Below are 15,509 nucleotides of genomic sequence, written 5' to 3'. Positions count from 1 at the left end.
CAGGACGCGGTAACGCTCCCGATTGTGACTGTCCTCACATCAATGCGGCAGGACCCTCGGCGACCGCCGCGTGTGACCAGGCCCAGGCGTCGGCGATGATCTGGTCGATCGTCGAGCGGTGCGGTTCCCAGCCGAGCTCCTTGCGGAGCTTGCTGCTGTCGACGACGAGCGTGCGCGGCTCGATCACCGGCGGCCCGGTCACCCTGCGCACCGGGCGGCGGGTGACCCGCTCGACCGCGGCGAGCACCTCGTTGACCGTCACGCCGGCGCCGCCGACGTTGTAGACCCGGAAATCGCCCGGACGGGCCGCGTCCACGGCCAGCGCGTACGCCGCCGCGACGTCCGCGACGTGCACGTACTCGCGCAGCGCCTCGCCGTCGCCGTTGATCCGGAAGGACTCCGCCTCGCCGGCGGCGACCCGCAGCGCGGCCGGGATGATCCGGGACACGTCCCGGTCGATGTGCCCCGCCGCGCCGCCGGCCACGTTGAACGACCGCAGGACGATGGCGCCGATCCGGCCGGTCGCGGCCTGGTGCGTGATGGCCAGCTCGGCGGCGAGCTTCGAGGCGCCGTACGGGTGGCTCGGCTCGGGCCGCCGGCTCTCGGGGATGGGCCCCCCGCCCGGGTCGCCGTAGACGGTGCCGGTCGAGCCGAACACCACGGCGGGCGCCGGCCCGCCGGCGGCCACCGCGCGGTCGAGCGCCGCCAGCAGGTTGACGGTGCCCGTCACGTTGGTCTCGAAGTACCGCAGCGGCTCGGCGCCCGACTGGCGGACCCGGGTCAGCGCGGCCAGGTGGCAGACGGCGTCGAAGCCCCGGTCGAGCCGGGCGGCCAGCAGGGAACGTGGGTCGAGCAGGTCCGCGGCGACGACCTCGACGCCTGGCGCGAGCCGGCGAGCTGGTGGCCGCCCGGCGGCCGTCGCCGGCGGGTGGTCCGGGTGCGTGCCGCCCTCGCGGCCGTGCACGAGCGCGGTGACCTGGTCGCCCCGGGCCGCCAGCAGGTCGGTGAGGACAGCCCCGATGAAGCCGCCGGCTCCCGTGACCAGGACCCGCATGCCGCCCCCGTAGGGAGGCAACCTAGGACGCCGCTCGCAGCCGCAGCCCAGGCAGTAGTAGTTCCCGGTGCCGCCAGGCGAGCTCCAGGCAGGCGGCGGCCGCCGGCGCGAGCGGCTCGCCGTCGATCAGCCTTCGCAGGGTGGCGTAGGTGAACGGGATGCCCTCGGCGACCGCGCGGTTGGGCCCGGCCGAGACGACGGAGCCCTCCGCGTTGCTGTGCACCATCTCGGCGAACATGCCGTCGAAGGTGTCGGCCTCGATGACCACGACCGTCAGGATCTCGCTGAACAGCGTCAACGCGTCGATGCCCACGCCGAAGCAGGAGACCCGGATGCGGCCGTCCCTGCGGGCCTCGTCGAACGCCCGGAACGGCTCGTCGGCCGCGTAGTCGATCGGGGTCGAGGAGTTCCCGTCGTGTTCGGTGTTGCCGAGCAGCTCCTCGGAGAGCTCGCGCATGATGTTGCGCCACAGGTCGAAGTCGGCCCGATGGTGGACCGGGGTGATGCCGGACGGCTGGAACACCCCGGCCGGTATGACGTGGTAGACCCCGCCGGCGGTCGCGACCGAGCCGGCGCTGCGCCGATGCAGCAGGAAGCTCGCCGCGCCGCGGTCGACCCGGATGGTCAGCGTGTTGATCGACGGCAGCACCGGCCGGGCGGCCAGGTCGAACGGGTCACCGATCCGGCGGCGGAACGGCAGCGCCGGCCAGGACAGCCCGCTGGACATCATCGCGGCGGCCGTCTCGTGCGCGACCGTCTCGCAGACGTCGACGGCGTCGAAGTAGGTGGTGTGGCCGAAGGACAGCAGCGGCCGGCCGCCGTCGGCCGGCTGGCCGGTCAGCGCGGGGCTCGCGTCGTCGCGGGCGATGTCGACCAGGCGGAAGCTCAGCCGGTTCTCGAACAGCGTCGGGCGGTCCAGGTCGCGCATCGCGCGGGTGTAGCGCTGGTAGCGCACGTACGGGCCACCGTCGGCGATCAGCGGGCGCGCGCCGTCGGTCTCGGGCTCACCGCCGGTGATGGCCGGCTCGGGGACCTCGTCGGCCCAGCGCAGGCCGACCTCGCTGATGTCCAGCGGCTGCGGCCAGATCCAGCCGGGCCTGGTCAGCAGGCCGGGGCAGAGGCGGTAGGCCTCCGGGTAGAGCCCGGCCGCGGCCTTGGCCAACCGGATCCGGTTGCGGTTGAGGGTGTCCCGGGTGACCCGCCAGCCCCGCTGGCTGGCCGTGGCCTGCTCGGACAGGGAGTCCCGGCCGGGCTCGCGGCGCCGCTCGGCGAGCGTGCCGGGGGCCAGGCCGACGTCCTCGGGCGCGAGCTCCAGGTGGCGGGCGATGTGGCGCAGCGTGGAGATGTCGTGGATCGCCCGACGGCCGCTCTCCACCTTGGACACGTAGGACTGGTCGAACCCGAGCTGGTCCGCGAGCTGCTGCTGCGTGAGCCCGTGCGCCTGCCGGTAGGCACGGAGGAGCTGCCCGACACCGACAGGAACAGGGCTCGGCGGTGGCGGTGTCCACAGCCAGGTCTGACCGGTCACCCGGGATCCTCTCGGGTCGTAGCGGCAGGACGTTGGTTACGGGACGTGAGCCTAGCTAGTGGTGCATCTGCGGACTCACTGGCATAAATCGTGCAGATCTTTGTGGACTGCCCGGTCTACCTGCCCGGAATCACGCCCGCGAGAGTCAGTGCGACGACGATCACAATCGCCACTCCGATCCAGCGCAGCAGCCTCATCCGGCCCCAGACGTCCCGCGCGAGGCTCCGGCCGGCCCTCCGTCCCATGACGAGTAGGGCAAACAGGGCCCCGCCGACCACGACGAGAAAAACCCCCGCATAGTTGCCATGCACACAGTCACGATCGCACGCCACCACGGGTGCCCCTGCTCGGGTTCGCGGCGGCCACCTCGCGCTCGCGGCACTTCGGTGCTGGGCGAATGATGTGACCTGTTCATCAGCCCACGCCCCGGTCGGACCGTGCACGTCCCAGCCTGCCCGATCCCGCCCGGCTTTCTATGCCCACGGCCCGTGTCGGGCGTGATCTACCTGTGTGCTCGGTTGGCCGCATCTACGGGACCACTCGATCCAGGCCCCGCCCGGCCCTCGGCCGCTGGACACCGGCCCGTGAGCAGGACACCCAGTCATGACCTTTTCGGCCGGTTCGGGCTGGTTATAGCCCCAGCGGGACTCAACCGCGGACGGGCCACCCCGCGAGACTCAGCCGGGATCCCGACCCTGGACCAGGACCACACCCGTCATACCCGTCCGCCGCAATCCAGCATTGGTCGGGGCGTCCAGGCGCCCCGACCGGCGCGTGGCGAGCAGGCGCGCAAGAACCTTCCGAGCCATGCGCCACTGGCACGCCCGAATTCGGACTTTTGTGGCGCGCGGCGGGCCGCGGGTACCTAACCTGGTGCGGATGTCCACGGCGCTTCTTACTGATCATTACGAGCTGACCATGCTGCGCGCCGCGCTGAAGTCCGGCGCGGCGCACCGGCGAGCCACCTTCGAGGTGTTCGCCCGCTCGCTTCCCGCCGGCCGCCGCTACGGCGTCGTCGCCGGCACCGGCCGGCTGCTCGCCGCGCTCGCGGACTTCCGGTTCGGGCCCGAGGAGCTCAGCCTGCTCACCGGCAGCGGCGTCGTGGACGCGGCCACCGCCGACTGGCTGGCCGCCTACCGCTTCTCCGGCGCCATTCGCGGCTTCGCGGAGGGGGAGCCCTTTCTGCCCGGCACTCCGGTGCTCGTGGTCGAGGGCCCGTTCGCCGAATGCGTGCTGCTGGAGACGCTCACGCTGTCGGTGCTGAACCACGACAGCGCCATCGCCGCGGCCGGCGCCCGGATGGTGCAGGCCGCCGGGAGCAGGCCGCTGATCGAGATGGGCTCCCGGCGCACCCACGAGGAGGCCGCGGTCGCCGCCGCCCGGGCGGCGTACCTGGTCGGCTTCGCGGCCACCTCCAACCTGGAGGCCGCCCGGCGCTGGGGGGTGCCGAGCAGTGGCACCGCCGCGCACGCGTTCACGCTCGCGCACCCGACCGAACAGGAAGCCTTCGAGGCCCAGGTCGACACCCTGGGCGTCGACACGACGCTGCTGGTCGACACGTACGACACCGAGGCGGGCATCGCGGCGGCCGTCGCGGCGGCGGGGCCGGGCCTCGGCGCGATCCGGATCGACAGCGGTGACCCGGCCGCGGGCGTACGGGCCGCCAGGGCCCAGCTCGACGCGCTGGGCGCCACCGAGACCCGGATCATCGTCACCGGCGACCTCGACGAGCACAGCATCGCCCGGCTCGCCGGCGTCCCGGCCGCGGGCTACGGCGTCGGCACCAGCCTCGTCACCGGTTCGGGCGCGCCGACCGCCGGCTTCGTCTACAAGCTTGTCGAGATCGACGGCCGGCCGGTGGCGAAGACGTCCGTCGGCAAGACCACCCGCGGCGGCCGCAAGGACGTGCTGCGCCGGCACGACGCCGGCGGGGTCGCCGTCGTCGACCTCGTGCTGCCGGCCGGCGAGCGTCCCGGCGGCGACGCCGCGTCACGGGGCCACAGCCAGACCGAGGGCGGGCTTGCCCCGTCGGCCCTGGATGGGCCGGCCGAGCAGGCGCAGCCGGTGGGCGGGAGCCTCGCGGGCCCCGGCCGCGACCGGCCGCTGCTGGTCGAGCTGGTGCGCGACGGGGCGGTCGTCGACCCGACGGTGACGGGCCCGGTCGGGCTGCGCCGGGCCCGCGACCACCACCGGGCCGCCCTCGCCGACCTGCCTCGCCGGGCCCGCGACGTCGCCTTCGGCCACCCCTGCCTGCCGGTCATCACCTCGGTGCCGCATCCCTGACGCCGTGCGAGAAGCTGAACGCCGTGAGTCCAGAGCCCCCGGCGATCAGCGTCACCGTCGACGTGGTCCTGCTCACCCTGCGAGCGGGACGGCTGTGCGTCCTGGTCATCCAGCGCGACGAGGAGCCGTTCGCGCACTACTGGGCGCTGCCCGGGGGCTTCGTCGGCGCCGACGAGGACCTGGACGACTCGGCCCGCCGCCAGCTCGCCGAGGAAACCGGCGTGACGACGGCCGGCCACCTGGAGCAGCTGTACAGCTACGGAGCCCCCGGGCGCGATCCGCGCACCCGGGTCGTCAGCGTCGCCTACCTGGCCCTGCTGCCGAACCTGCCGCAGCCGGAGCCGGGCCGCCGGGGGCAGCAGGCCCGCTGGTGGCCGGTCGAGGACCTCGGTTCGCCCGACGGGCCGACCCTCGCGTTCGACCATCCGCGCATCGTCGCCGACGGGGTCGAGCGCGCCCGCGGCAAGCTGGAGTACACCCCGATGGCGGCGGCCTTCTGCGAGGAGCCGTTCACCCTGGCCGACCTGCGCCGGGTCTACGAGGCGGCCTGGGGCGTGAGCCTCGACCCGCCGAACTTCCGCCGCAAGGTGCTGAGCACGCCGGACTTCGTCCTCCCGGTCGGCGCCGTCAGCTCGCCGCGCGGTGGCGGCCGGCCGGCCCAGCTCTACCGGCGGGGTTCGGCGACCGCGCTGTACCCCCCGCTGCTGCGCCGTTCCGTCTGACGGACCGCTGGGGACTCGGTGTCCGAGAGGTGCGTGCCCGCGACGGACCGTGTCGGAGGTTCACCAGCCGACGGGTAGAGAGGGGCGGGGTGCGTAACAATAGATGCCGTGACCGCCACCGCCGTCTCACCCGCGGACGTCGAGGAGATCGAAGAGGCGCTCAGTGACGACCGACCCTGGGTCACGATCGTCTGGAACGACCCGATCAACCTGATGTCCTATGTGACCTACGTCTTTCAGAAGCTGTTCGGCTACGACCGACCTACCGCGCGCAAGCTGATGCTCGACGTCCACGAGAAGGGCCGAGCATCCGTCAGCAACGGGACCCGCGACGAGATGGAACGCGACGCCGCCCGCCTGCATACCTACGGCCTCTGGGCCACCGTCCGCCAGGACTGAGGGCCCGAATGAGCACACCGCTGGACGAGGACGGGGACGTGGCGCAGGGGTACGGCCGGCTGCCGGACAGCTTCCGGCGCACGCGCCATGGCATCGAGCTCCGTCTCCCCCAGTGGGAGGGCTCGGTGCTGATCGAGCTGGTCAAGCAGATGGACCGGATGCTGGAGCCGCCGCCGGTCGACGACCCGCTGGAAGCGCTGGTAGGCCTGCGCGACACCGCGCCGCCGCCGCCGGAGGACCCGGCCCTGGCCCGGCTGCTGCCCGACCCGTACCCGGAGGACCCGATGGCGTCGGGTGACTTCCGCCGCCGTCGTACCGACGACGCGCTGGCACACAAGCGCGCGGCGGCCCGCCGGGTGCTCGCGACCGTGCCGGGCCCCGGTGAGGTGCTGCTCCTCGACGACGAGGTGGCGCAGGACTGGCTGACCACGCTGAACGACCTGCGGCTGGTGTTCGGGACCCGGCTGGGGATCACCGATGACAACTATCTCGACGAGCTCGGTGAGCTTCCCCCCGATGACAGGCGGCTGCCGGTCATCGAGATGTACGAGCTGCTGACCATCCTGGTGGACAACCTGATCCGCACCCTCGACTGAACCAACGCGGGGCAGATCCGTCGTACCGTGGTCGACGTGTTGCGCATCGACCGCGCCCTCTACGAGGCCATCATCGATCATGCCCGGCGGGACCACCCGGATGAGGCGTGCGGTGTGATCGCCGGACCGTTCGGCTCGGACCGCCCGGAGCGGTTCATCCCGATGGAGAACGCCGAGCGCTCCCCGACCTTCTACCGGTTCGACTCGATGGAGCAGCTCAAGGTGTGGCGGGAGATGGACGACAAGGACGAGGAGCCCGTCGTCATTTACCACTCGCACACCGCCACCGAGGCCTACCCGTCCCGGACCGACGTCTCGTTCGCGTCCGAGCCCGGCGCGCACTACGTGCTGGCGTCCACCCGGGAGCCGGAGACCACCGAGTTCCGCTCGTTCCGGATCGTCGACGGCGTCATCACCGAGGAGCCGGTCGAGATCGGCTGAGCGGCCGGGTGTGGCCGGGGTTGTGCCCGGGGCCCGGGGTTCCACCGGGTTCCGGGGTTCCACCGGGTCCCGGGTCCGCCAGGGTCACAGTCGTGGGACCCCGCGAAGCGTCACACATGTGCAACGATGGCGTCATGACTGCGCCCCGCCACCCGCGCACCGCCGTGGCCGTGGGCGTTCCGGAGCTGTTCCTCGTGGCGCGACTGCATGTCGACCTGCTGCGGGTGAACAGCGCCCGCTGTCCTGGCACGCGCTGACGCTCGCCGCCCGGCCCGCGCCGCGCCGCCCAGCCGCCGTCTGAGCGCCCGCTGCCATCGCCTGGCCCGCTGCGCTCAGGCCCGCGCGCCGGTCTCGCCCGACGGCCAGATCTCGACGGGCGCCGAACGGCGGCCAAGCCTGGAACACTGGAGGGCGCTCGCGGCGTTTGCTCTGACCGCACGACGCCGCGTGGTCAGGCCATCCGGGTCCGGCCACAGCGCCCCGAGCGGCGCCACATTCGTTAGCTTTATCGTTCCGCGCCTGGCCGCCCGGCCGGGATGCCGTAGCCCGGCCGGGCCGCGGCCCCTGAGAAGAGGAGCACCATGGCAGTCCAGGTCCGCGTGCCGACCATCCTGCGCAGCTACACCGGCAACTCGAAGGTCGTCGACGGCTCGGGGGACACCCTGGCCGCGCTGTTCACGGACCTCGACACCCGCCACCCCGGGCTGCGCGGCCGGCTCATCTCCGGTGACGGCGCCGGCGAGCTGCACCGCTTCGTCAACGTCTACATCAACGACGAGGACGTCCGCTTCCTCGGCGGCCTGGACGCGAAGCTGTCCGATGGCGACAGTGTCACCATTTTGCCCGCCGTCGCTGGCGGCTGATCGTCGACCGGCGACACACGGATCGGTAGCGGAGCATGCGTTTTGAATCCCTGGTGGACTCGGTAGGACGAACCCCGCTGGTCGGCCTGCCGAGATTGTCGCCGTCCGCCGACGTGCGGTTGTGGGCCAAGCTGGAGCAGGACAACCCGACCGGTTCGATCAAGGACCGGGCCGCGCTGTGGATGGTCCAGGACGCCGAGAAGCGCGGCGTGCTGAGCCCGGGCGCGACCGTGCTGGAGCCGACCTCCGGTAACACCGGGATCTCGCTGGCGATGGTCTGCAGCCAGCGCGGCTACCGCCTGATCTGTGTGATGCCGGAGAACACCTCGGTCGAGCGCCGGCAGCTGCTGGCGATGTGGGGTGCGGAGATCATCTACTCGCCGGCGGCCGGCGGCTCGAACGAGGCGGTCGCCGTCGCCAAGCGGCTGTCCGCCGAACACCCCGACTGGGTCATGCTCTACCAGTACGGCAACCCGGCCAACGCCCAGGCGCACTACGAGACGACCGGCCCGGAGATCCTCGAGGACCTGCCGACCATCACCCACTTCGTCGCCGGCCTCGGCACCACCGGCACGCTGATGGGGACCGGCCGTTACCTCAAGGAGCAGGTCCCCGGGATCACGGTCATCGCCGCCGAGCCGCGCTACGGCGAGCTGGTCTACGGGCTGCGCAACATCGACGAGGGTTTCGTGCCCGAACTGTATGACCCGTCGGTGCTGACGTCCCGGTACTCGGTCGGGCCACGGGAGGCGCTGCGGCGCACCCGCGAGCTGGTCGAGCAGGAGGGCATCTTCGCCGGCATCTCCACGGGGGCGATCCTGCACGCCGCGCTCGCCCAGGCCGAGAAGGCCGTGAAGGACGGCAAGCGCGCCGACATCGCCTTCATCGTCTGCGATGGCGGCTGGAAGTACCTCTCCACCGGCGCCTACGCCGGCACCCTGGAGGAAGCCGAAGCCGCGCTCGAAGGCCAGCTCTGGGCCTAGGTCCGCCCTGCCCCCGGGTCCGCGAGGCCGGCCCGCCGAGGTCGGCCGCGTCCTGAGACCGGCAAGATCGCTGTTTTGGCCCTCGCGTGGTCGTAATCGCGGCGGTTTTGTGACCAGGCGAGGGCCGAAACGACGATCAAGCTGGCGGGCCGACCTCGGCGGACCCGGCGCTAGGTACTCGAGGTGCCTGGCCGGTGACGAGGCGGGGTGGCCAGGGGAGGTCGGCGGGCCGCAGCGAATGCCAGTCGTCGGTCTGAGCGGCGGCGGCGGCGGTCGCGAGCAGGCCGGCGACGGCGGCGTCGTTCTGGAGCTCGCCGGCGAGTGCCCGGCCGACGGCTTCGCCGAGGTCGACCCACTCGGAGCGGAAGTCCGCCTCCTCGAACTCCCCACCCTGGCCCAGCTCGTAACGCTCGTCGTCCGGGACGACAGTCAGGTCGCGGGCCAGATAGACGCGCACCCGGTGGTTCATGGCCGCCGGGGTCAGTCGCAGGTCCAGCAGCGTGTGCCAGGTCGAAGCGCGCAGGCCCGCCTCCTCGTAGAGCTCGCGCCGGGCCGCCTCGAAAGGCGTCTCGTCCGGCTTGTCGAGCAACCCGGCGGGAAGCTCGACGACGAACCCACCCACCGGATGCCGGTACTGCGAGAGCAGGAAGACCCGTCCGTCGCCATCGAGGGCGACGATCACCACGGCGCCCATCCGGTCGATGACGTCGCGCTCGGCGATCTGACCTCCGGGCATCCGGACCTGCTCGACCCGGATCGACATGATGTGGTTCTCGTGTACCAACCGCGAGTCCACCGTCTCGTAGCCGTCGCCCATGCCGCTCGCCTCTCGTCATCCCCGCCCGCGTGGCCAGGGCAGCCCAGCCGACGGCCCATCAGGTACACGCGTGAACCCCCAGGCCAGAAGCATGACCGACCCGCCCCAGCCTGCCGTCACAGGCCGCTTCGGCACCAGGCCAGTCGATGAGGCCGGCGGCCGGTCGAGGCCTGTTGAGAGCATGAAGCCGCACGGCACCCACTCCGAGGAGGATCTGGACCCGATGAGCGCGGGCTACGAGACGGTCGCGTCGCGGCCGGTCTACGCGGACAAGGTGATGTCCCTGCGGGTCGACGACGTCCGGATGCCCGGCGGCCAGGTCGCCGAGCGTGCGGTCCTCGATCGGCCCGCGGCGGTGACGATCGTGCCGCTTGACGACACCGACCGGGTCTTCCTGCTCTCCCAGTACCGTCACCCCGTCGGCGGCTACCTGATCGAGCTACCGGCCGGGCTGGCCGACAAGCCGGGAGAGACGCCCTTCGAGGCGGCGAGGCGAGAGCTGTACGAAGAGGCCGCGCTCCGGGCCGCCACCTGGCACATCCTCGCGGACATGCGCGTATCGCCGGGGGCGGTCAACCAGCTGGCCCGCGTCTACCTCGCCCGCGACCTGACGGTCGTCCCGGACGACGAGCGTTACGAACTCGGCCAGGCCGGCGAGTTCGAGGAGGCCGACTTCCGCACCGAGTGGCTGAGCCTTGACGAGGCCGTCGCGCGGGTACACGCCGGCGAGATCCAGAACTCCGCCACGGTCGCCGGCCTGCTCGCAGCGGCAAGCGCCCGGGCCCTCGGCTGGAAGCCCCTGCGTCCGGCCGACCTCCCCTGGCCGGCCCCGCTCACCGCCCGGACCCGGTGACCGCGTTCGCGGCTCTGGCTGCTGTTTCAGGAGTTACAGGCCGCGCGGAAGGAGATTCCTGGCATCAGACTGTTCCACTCGGCCTTCGGCAGTTCGCCGGCCCAGGCACAGGTCTCGGCCGCGACGCTGGAACGTAGGTTGGCCAGCGGCCTGAGGTCCCAGAGCCGGATGGTGTGGTCCTTGGAGCCGCTGGCGAGGGTGTGTCCGTCGGCGGAGAACGCCACCGCCATCACCTCGCGGGTGTGGCCGGTCAACGGGTTGCCGAGTGGGGCTGGCGCGGTGGGGTTGGTCAGGTTCCACAGCTGGATCGTGTGGTCGCGGGAGCCGCTGGCGAGGGTGTCTCCGTCGGGGGAGAACGCCACCGACGTCACCCAGTCGGTGCCGGTCAACGGGTTGCCGAGTGGGGCTGGCGCGGTCGGGTTGGTCAGGTTCCACAGCCGGATCGTCCCGGTTTCGGTGCCGCTGGCCAGGGTGTGCCCGTCGGGGGAGAACGCCACGGACGTCACCGGGTCGGTGCTGGTCAGTGGCTTGCCGAGTGGGGTTGGCGCGTTGGGGTTGGTCAGGTTCCAGCGCCGGATCGTGCCGGCGTCTGAGCCGCTGACCAGGGTGTGCCCGTCCGCGGAGAACGCCACCGACGTCACCGTGTCGTCGCTGCCGGGGAGCGGCTTGCCGAGTGGGGTTGGCGCGCTGGGGTTGGTCAGGTTCCACAGCCGAACCGTGCCGTCGTTGAAACCGCCGGCCAGAGTGTGCCCGTCGCGGGAGAAAGCCACTGACGTCACATCGTCGCTGGTCAACGGGTCGCCGAGTGGGGCTGGCGCGGTCGGGTTGGTCAGGTCCCACAGCCGAAGGCCGCCCTCGGAGCCGCTGGCCAGGGTGTGCCCGTCACGGGAGAACGCCACCGACACCACGGCGTTGTAGACGTCGGTCAGCGTCTCGCCGACTGGCGCCGTTGCGCTGGAGTCGGCCAGGTTCCACAGTTGGATCTTGTTGTCGTCTGAGCCGCTGGCGAGGGCGTGGCTGTCGGGTGCGAAGGCCACCGACGCCACTCCGGTGCCGCTGGTCAGCGGCTTGCCGAGTGGGGCCGGCGCGCTGGCCTTCGCCAGGTCCCACAGCTGGATCGTGTCGACGTCGGAGCCGCTGGCCAGGGTGTGACCATCGGGGGAGAACGCCACCGACGCCGCCGCCGTCGTCGCGTCGACGTTGATCAGCGGGCTGCCGAGTGGGGCTGGCGCGGTGGGGTTGGTCAGGTTCCACAGCTGGACGCCGTCCCGGGAACCGCTGGCCAGGGTGTGCCCGTCGGAAGCGAACGCCACCGACCACACCGGGTTGCCGACGGGGATCGGTGGGCCGCCGAGCGAGATTGGCGCACTGTGGTTGGTCAGGTTCCACAGCTGGATCGTGTGGTCGACTGAGCCGCTCGCCAGGGTGTGTCCGTCGAGGGAGAACGCCACCGCCGTCACCGCGCTGCTGTTGATCAGTGGCTCATCGAGCGGTTTCGGTGCGCCGGGGTTGGTCAGGCTCCAGAGGCGGATCGTGCCGTCATCGGAGCCGCTGGCGACGGTGTGTCCGTCGGTGGAGAACGCCACCGCCGTCACCGCGTCGCTGCTCAGTGGCCTGCCGAGTGGGGCTGGTGCGCTGGGATTGGTCAGGTTCCAGAGCCGGAGGCCGCCGTCGGAGCCGCTGGCCAGGACGTGTCCGTCGGGGGAGAACGCCACTGACGTCACCGCGCCGCTGCTGGATAGTCGCCTGCCGAGCGGGGCTGGCGCGCTGGAGTTGGTCAGGTCCCAGAGCTGGATGCCGTTCTCGGAGCCGCCGGCGAGGATGTGGCCGACGCGGGAGAAGGCCACCGCCGTCACCGCGTCGCCGCTCAGTGGCTTGCCGAGCGGGGCGGGTGCGCGAGGGTTGGTCACGTTCCACAGGCGGAGGCCGGCGTCGGAGCCGCTGGCCAGCGTGAGCCCGTCGGGGGAGTACGCCACCGATGCCACCGACGACCCGGACGTGATCACCGTGTCGGGGTCCGTGTAGCCGGTCAGCAGACCGCCGACCGGATGCGGCGCGGTCAGCAGGCTCAGGAGGGTCGCTTCGGCGCGGGTGCGTCCGGCGCCGTCGGGGGCGACGGATCGGGCGGCGAGCGCGAACCGCGCCGCCTGCGCCGGGTCCGCTCCCCTGGCGGCGTCGGCGCGCGAGAGCAGGTCGAGGACTGCCGTCTGGCGGCGAGCCCGGTCGGCCGCGCCCCGCTGGTTGAGGAACAGGACCGTCGGCACGACGAGCACGATCAGGGCGAGGAGCGCCGCCGTGCCGCGGATGGTGCGCCGTTGCCGCCGCTCGCGTCGCGCACGCTGGTGGGCCCGGTCGGCGGAGACGGTGAGGAACCGCCGGCTACGAGCATCGAGCGCGGTCAGGAGGCCGTTGGTTCGATCGTCCCCGGCAGCGATGCCGGCTCCCCGCGTGCCGCCGGTTTTCGGCGTGTCGTCGGCCACGTCCAGGAGGCTCAGCGCCGTGTCGACGCGGGTACCCGGCCACAGGTAGCCGTCGTCCTGGTCGTGGTGGTCCCATTCCGCGGCGGCCTGCTCGACGCGCCTGGTTTCGACGAGCGCCGCCGACCGGTCGCGGGTCGCGGTGGCGAGCGGCGGCCACGCGGTCAGCAGCCGCTCATGGGTCAGCTCGACGGTGACCGGCCCGCCGGCCGGGTCTCGGCCGACGCTCAGGAGCCGGTGGGCGACGAACGGGGTGAGCACGCCGCGAACCCCATCGGGGAGCTGGTCGAGAGGAACGCGGCGACTGACGGGACGACCCTCGCCATCGACGGTGACGAGCCGGAGCAGGCCGGCCAGCACCTGGCCGTCGGTACACCCGAACGTCGTGACGGCCTCGGCGAGCGCCGCGTCGGCGTGGTCGATGAGCGCGCCGCGGACGCCGCCGGTGTGGGCGTACAGGGCAGCGGACAGCACGGCGGTACCAGCCTCGCCGGCGGCGGCGTGCAGCCGTTGCAGGGTGTACGCGAGCAACGGCAGCGCCTGCCCGTCGCCGGTGTCCGCGACCATGCGGGCGACGAGCTCGTCCTCGATCGTCAGGCCGGCCAGGCGCACCGGCTCCACGATGACCAGGTGCAGGAGCTCGCGGGGCAGCGGATTGAGCGCCTCGGCGCGCACCGGCAGACCCGCGCGGGCCGCCAGTTCGATCAGCTGGTCAAGGTACTCGGAGCGCAGCGTGGCGACCGCCCGCACCGGTCCGCGGGTCAGCGCGGCGAGCAGGACCAGGAACCGCACCTGGCTGGCCGGGCTGCCGCGGGCCAGCAGTTCCTCGGCCTGGTCGATGATCAGCAGTAGTCGTCGTGCCGTCGGTTCGGCCGCGGCCAGCAACTCGTCGACGAGCTGCGCCGCGGTCTCGGGTCTGGCGAGGCGGTCCGCCAGCCGGGGCGCGTCCCAGCCGAGACCGAGGTGCCTTCCCGCGGACGCCAGCGCACCCGCGAGCGCGACCAGCGGATCGCCGCTCGGCGTGATGGGGCGGAGCACCAGCCAGTCGCTGTCCTTGCCCAGGGCCGGGGCGAGGCCGGCGGCGACCAACGAGGACTTGCCGCAGCCAGACGGACCCACCACCGTCAGCAGCCCGGCCGCGTCCCCTGCCGGTGCGCGCAGCCGGGCGGCCAGAAGCCGGGTGTCCTCGTCGCGGGCCTTGAACACCGCGGCCCGGCTCGCGTCGAACGCCTCCAGACCAGGGAACGGGGACCGGCCTCGCCAGAACCCGTCCCCGGCCTCCGCCGGCCCGGGAAAGCGCGGCGACCCCGGCGCGCCGGCGGCGGCCTGCTGGCCGGGGAACCTCGGGGGCTGATCGGGTTTGGCCCGCTCGCTCGCTACCGCCGCGAGTAGCTGTTCCCGGGCCGTCTGCCGGCTGCGTCCGAACACGTCGACGCTGACGAGCTGTCCGAGCAGTCCCGGCAGCGGACAGTCCTCCACCCGGACCGGCACCAGCCTGCGCTCACGTCCCGACGGGTCGAACATCCAGGCTGCCTGCCACTGCGCCTCGCTGAACGCCGAGGTCAGATAGGCGGCCGAAACCACCGCCAGCGTCCGAGCGGCCGACATCGCGGCCCGGTGCATCTCGTGCACGAAATGCGTGCCCGCCAGGAAGTCCCAGGCCTGCACGACGACCCGGTAGCCGGCTTCCTCCAGCTGCCAGGAGATCCACTCCGCCCACGCCTCGTCGCCGTGGGCGTACGACACGAAGAAGTCCGCGCCATCATCACCGGGCTGGCCGCCGGCCCGTGCCTCCGCCCCCGTCCGCACGGTGACAGGATGCCACATACTGATCTGTCACCGAAAGTCACCTCCACGTGGCGGGGATGACCCGAGTCATCACACGGTGCGTTTCTCCGCGATTGGCCGGAACGGCGTGGCGGGGCGGAGACCCGCGTCTGGGCTCCGAGGTCGGCACCTCGGCCGATTCCTTCCAGCGCATGGGCCTCCTCGAGAGGGTTGTCGCGACGGCGGCCATCCCGTCCTGATCCGGACAGGCGCACGCCAGAGATCACCAACAGGACGCGCCTCGTGGTCCGCGCGGCTCGGCGGCCAGGAGGTAGTGGTGTTCTGGCCGTACCTGCCAGGCCTGGACGCCGAGCCCCGCGGCCTCAGTGGAACCTGATGTTGCCCTTGGTTATGGGCTGGTACTTCGCGCCCAGGATCGGGGTGCCTCTGCCCGCCCGTCCCGAGGCCAGAACGACGGGCGGAGACACGGGCCCCATCATGCGTGCGGCGCCGGGTACACCCACCCACGGCCAGCGCCTCGGCCCCGCCCTGACCGCCGCCATGCCCGCGGACGCTAGGGGCCTCATCGGATGATCTTGAGCGCCGGAGGGATGCCCGGCCCGGTCCACGACCTGACCACGTCCCGCAGACACGGCATCCCCACGTGGCCGGCCGCTCCGAACTCCCCTTCGACGCCGGCCGCGGCCTCGCCGCCGCCTGGTGCCT

Annotated in this window: 14 protein-coding genes; 9 read left to right on the top strand and 5 right to left on the bottom strand. The window is 72.4% G+C overall.

Annotated elements, in window-relative coordinates; translation table 11 throughout:
• Window positions 1-34: 34 nt before the first annotated feature.
• The 3 genes from FRAEUI1C_RS29105 to FRAEUI1C_RS29095 form a co-directional block, all read right to left on the bottom strand.
• Window positions 35-1,054: an NAD-dependent epimerase/dehydratase family protein gene (locus FRAEUI1C_RS29105; RefSeq protein WP_013426962.1), complete on the bottom strand. Its 1,020-nt coding sequence runs from the start codon at window positions 1,052-1,054 to the stop codon at window positions 35-37.
• 22 nt (window positions 1,055-1,076) lie between these two features.
• A complete protein-coding gene (locus tag FRAEUI1C_RS29100; protein ID WP_013426961.1) occupies window positions 1,077-2,582 on the bottom strand; it encodes a helix-turn-helix domain-containing protein in 1,506 nt (501 codons plus the stop codon).
• Between the two features lie 116 nt (window positions 2,583-2,698).
• Window positions 2,699-2,893 (bottom strand): hypothetical protein, encoded by a 195-nt coding sequence (locus FRAEUI1C_RS29095; RefSeq protein WP_041261685.1) that lies wholly within the window; start codon window positions 2,891-2,893, stop codon window positions 2,699-2,701.
• 568 nt (window positions 2,894-3,461) lie between these two features.
• Here FRAEUI1C_RS29095 and FRAEUI1C_RS29090 point away from each other — a divergent pair.
• The 8 genes from FRAEUI1C_RS29090 to FRAEUI1C_RS29060 all read left to right on the top strand — a co-directional run bounded on the left by FRAEUI1C_RS29090 (window position 3,462) and on the right by FRAEUI1C_RS29060 (window position 8,869).
• On the top strand, window positions 3,462-4,865 hold the full coding sequence (locus tag FRAEUI1C_RS29090; RefSeq protein WP_157735076.1) for a nicotinate phosphoribosyltransferase: 1,404 nt from the start codon (window positions 3,462-3,464) through the stop codon (window positions 4,863-4,865).
• 23 nt (window positions 4,866-4,888) lie between these two features.
• The gene (locus FRAEUI1C_RS29085) at window positions 4,889-5,587 is read left to right on the top strand and encodes an NUDIX hydrolase (protein ID WP_013426958.1); all 699 of its coding nucleotides are present in this window, start codon (window positions 4,889-4,891) and stop codon (window positions 5,585-5,587) included.
• A 108-nt stretch (window positions 5,588-5,695) separates the two neighbouring features.
• Window positions 5,696-5,986, top strand: a complete 291-nt coding sequence (clpS, locus tag FRAEUI1C_RS29080) for an ATP-dependent Clp protease adapter ClpS (RefSeq protein WP_013426957.1) — start codon at window positions 5,696-5,698, stop codon at window positions 5,984-5,986.
• A gap of 8 nt (window positions 5,987-5,994) precedes the next feature.
• Window positions 5,995-6,582, top strand: coding sequence for a DUF2017 domain-containing protein (locus tag FRAEUI1C_RS29075; protein WP_013426956.1), 588 nt, complete (start codon window positions 5,995-5,997; stop codon window positions 6,580-6,582).
• Between the two features lie 36 nt (window positions 6,583-6,618).
• Window positions 6,619-7,023, top strand: a complete 405-nt coding sequence (locus FRAEUI1C_RS29070; protein WP_041261682.1) for a M67 family metallopeptidase — start codon at window positions 6,619-6,621, stop codon at window positions 7,021-7,023.
• A 134-nt stretch (window positions 7,024-7,157) separates the two neighbouring features.
• Window positions 7,158-7,280, top strand: a complete 123-nt coding sequence (locus FRAEUI1C_RS41715; protein ID WP_269724371.1) for a hypothetical protein — start codon at window positions 7,158-7,160, stop codon at window positions 7,278-7,280.
• Between the two features lie 324 nt (window positions 7,281-7,604).
• Window positions 7,605-7,886: a MoaD/ThiS family protein gene (locus FRAEUI1C_RS29065; RefSeq protein ID WP_013426954.1), complete on the top strand. Its 282-nt coding sequence runs from the start codon at window positions 7,605-7,607 to the stop codon at window positions 7,884-7,886.
• A gap of 35 nt (window positions 7,887-7,921) precedes the next feature.
• The gene (locus FRAEUI1C_RS29060; RefSeq protein WP_013426953.1) at window positions 7,922-8,869 is read left to right on the top strand and encodes a PLP-dependent cysteine synthase family protein; all 948 of its coding nucleotides are present in this window, start codon (window positions 7,922-7,924) and stop codon (window positions 8,867-8,869) included.
• Between the two features lie 136 nt (window positions 8,870-9,005).
• On the opposite strand, the gene FRAEUI1C_RS29055 is transcribed toward FRAEUI1C_RS29060, so the two are convergent.
• On the bottom strand, window positions 9,006-9,686 hold the full coding sequence (locus tag FRAEUI1C_RS29055) for an NUDIX domain-containing protein (RefSeq protein WP_013426952.1): 681 nt from the start codon (window positions 9,684-9,686) through the stop codon (window positions 9,006-9,008).
• Window positions 9,687-9,867: 181 nt separating this feature from the next.
• Between FRAEUI1C_RS29055 and FRAEUI1C_RS29050 the strand changes: the two genes are divergently transcribed.
• Entirely contained in the window at window positions 9,868-10,539 is a 672-nt protein-coding gene (locus tag FRAEUI1C_RS29050) for an NUDIX domain-containing protein (RefSeq protein WP_013426951.1), read from the top strand.
• A 26-nt stretch (window positions 10,540-10,565) separates the two neighbouring features.
• Here the strand turns inward: FRAEUI1C_RS29050 and FRAEUI1C_RS29045 are convergent, their stop codons facing one another.
• Complete coding sequence (locus FRAEUI1C_RS29045) at window positions 10,566-14,825, bottom strand: nSTAND1 domain-containing NTPase (protein WP_232425165.1); 4,260 nt, start codon at window positions 14,823-14,825, stop codon at window positions 10,566-10,568.
• Between the last annotated feature and the right edge of the window lie 684 nt (window positions 14,826-15,509).

This window comes from Pseudofrankia inefficax, assembly GCF_000166135.1.
GTDB classification, from domain to species: Bacteria; Actinomycetota; Actinomycetes; order Frankiales; family Frankiaceae; genus Pseudofrankia; species Pseudofrankia inefficax.
This window is presented reverse-complemented; position numbering and strand designations above follow the sequence as displayed.

Excerpts from the sequence above, each read along its gene's own strand:
- FRAEUI1C_RS29090 (WP_157735076.1), top strand. The coding sequence starts at position 3,462 with ATGTCCACGGCGCTTCTTACTGATCATTACGAGCTGACCATGCTGCGC.
- FRAEUI1C_RS41715 (WP_269724371.1), top strand. The coding sequence starts at position 7,158 with ATGACTGCGCCCCGCCACCCGCGCACCGCCGTGGCCGTGGGCGTTCCG.
- FRAEUI1C_RS29055 (WP_013426952.1), bottom strand. The coding sequence starts at position 9,686 with ATGGGCGACGGCTACGAGACGGTGGACTCGCGGTTGGTACACGAGAAC.
- FRAEUI1C_RS29105 (WP_013426962.1), bottom strand. The coding sequence starts at position 1,054 with ATGCGGGTCCTGGTCACGGGAGCCGGCGGCTTCATCGGGGCTGTCCTC.
- FRAEUI1C_RS29065 (WP_013426954.1), top strand. The coding sequence starts at position 7,605 with ATGGCAGTCCAGGTCCGCGTGCCGACCATCCTGCGCAGCTACACCGGC.
- FRAEUI1C_RS29060 (WP_013426953.1), top strand. The coding sequence starts at position 7,922 with ATGCGTTTTGAATCCCTGGTGGACTCGGTAGGACGAACCCCGCTGGTC.
- FRAEUI1C_RS29050 (WP_013426951.1), top strand. The coding sequence starts at position 9,868 with ATGAAGCCGCACGGCACCCACTCCGAGGAGGATCTGGACCCGATGAGC.
- FRAEUI1C_RS29075 (WP_013426956.1), top strand. The coding sequence starts at position 5,995 with ATGAGCACACCGCTGGACGAGGACGGGGACGTGGCGCAGGGGTACGGC.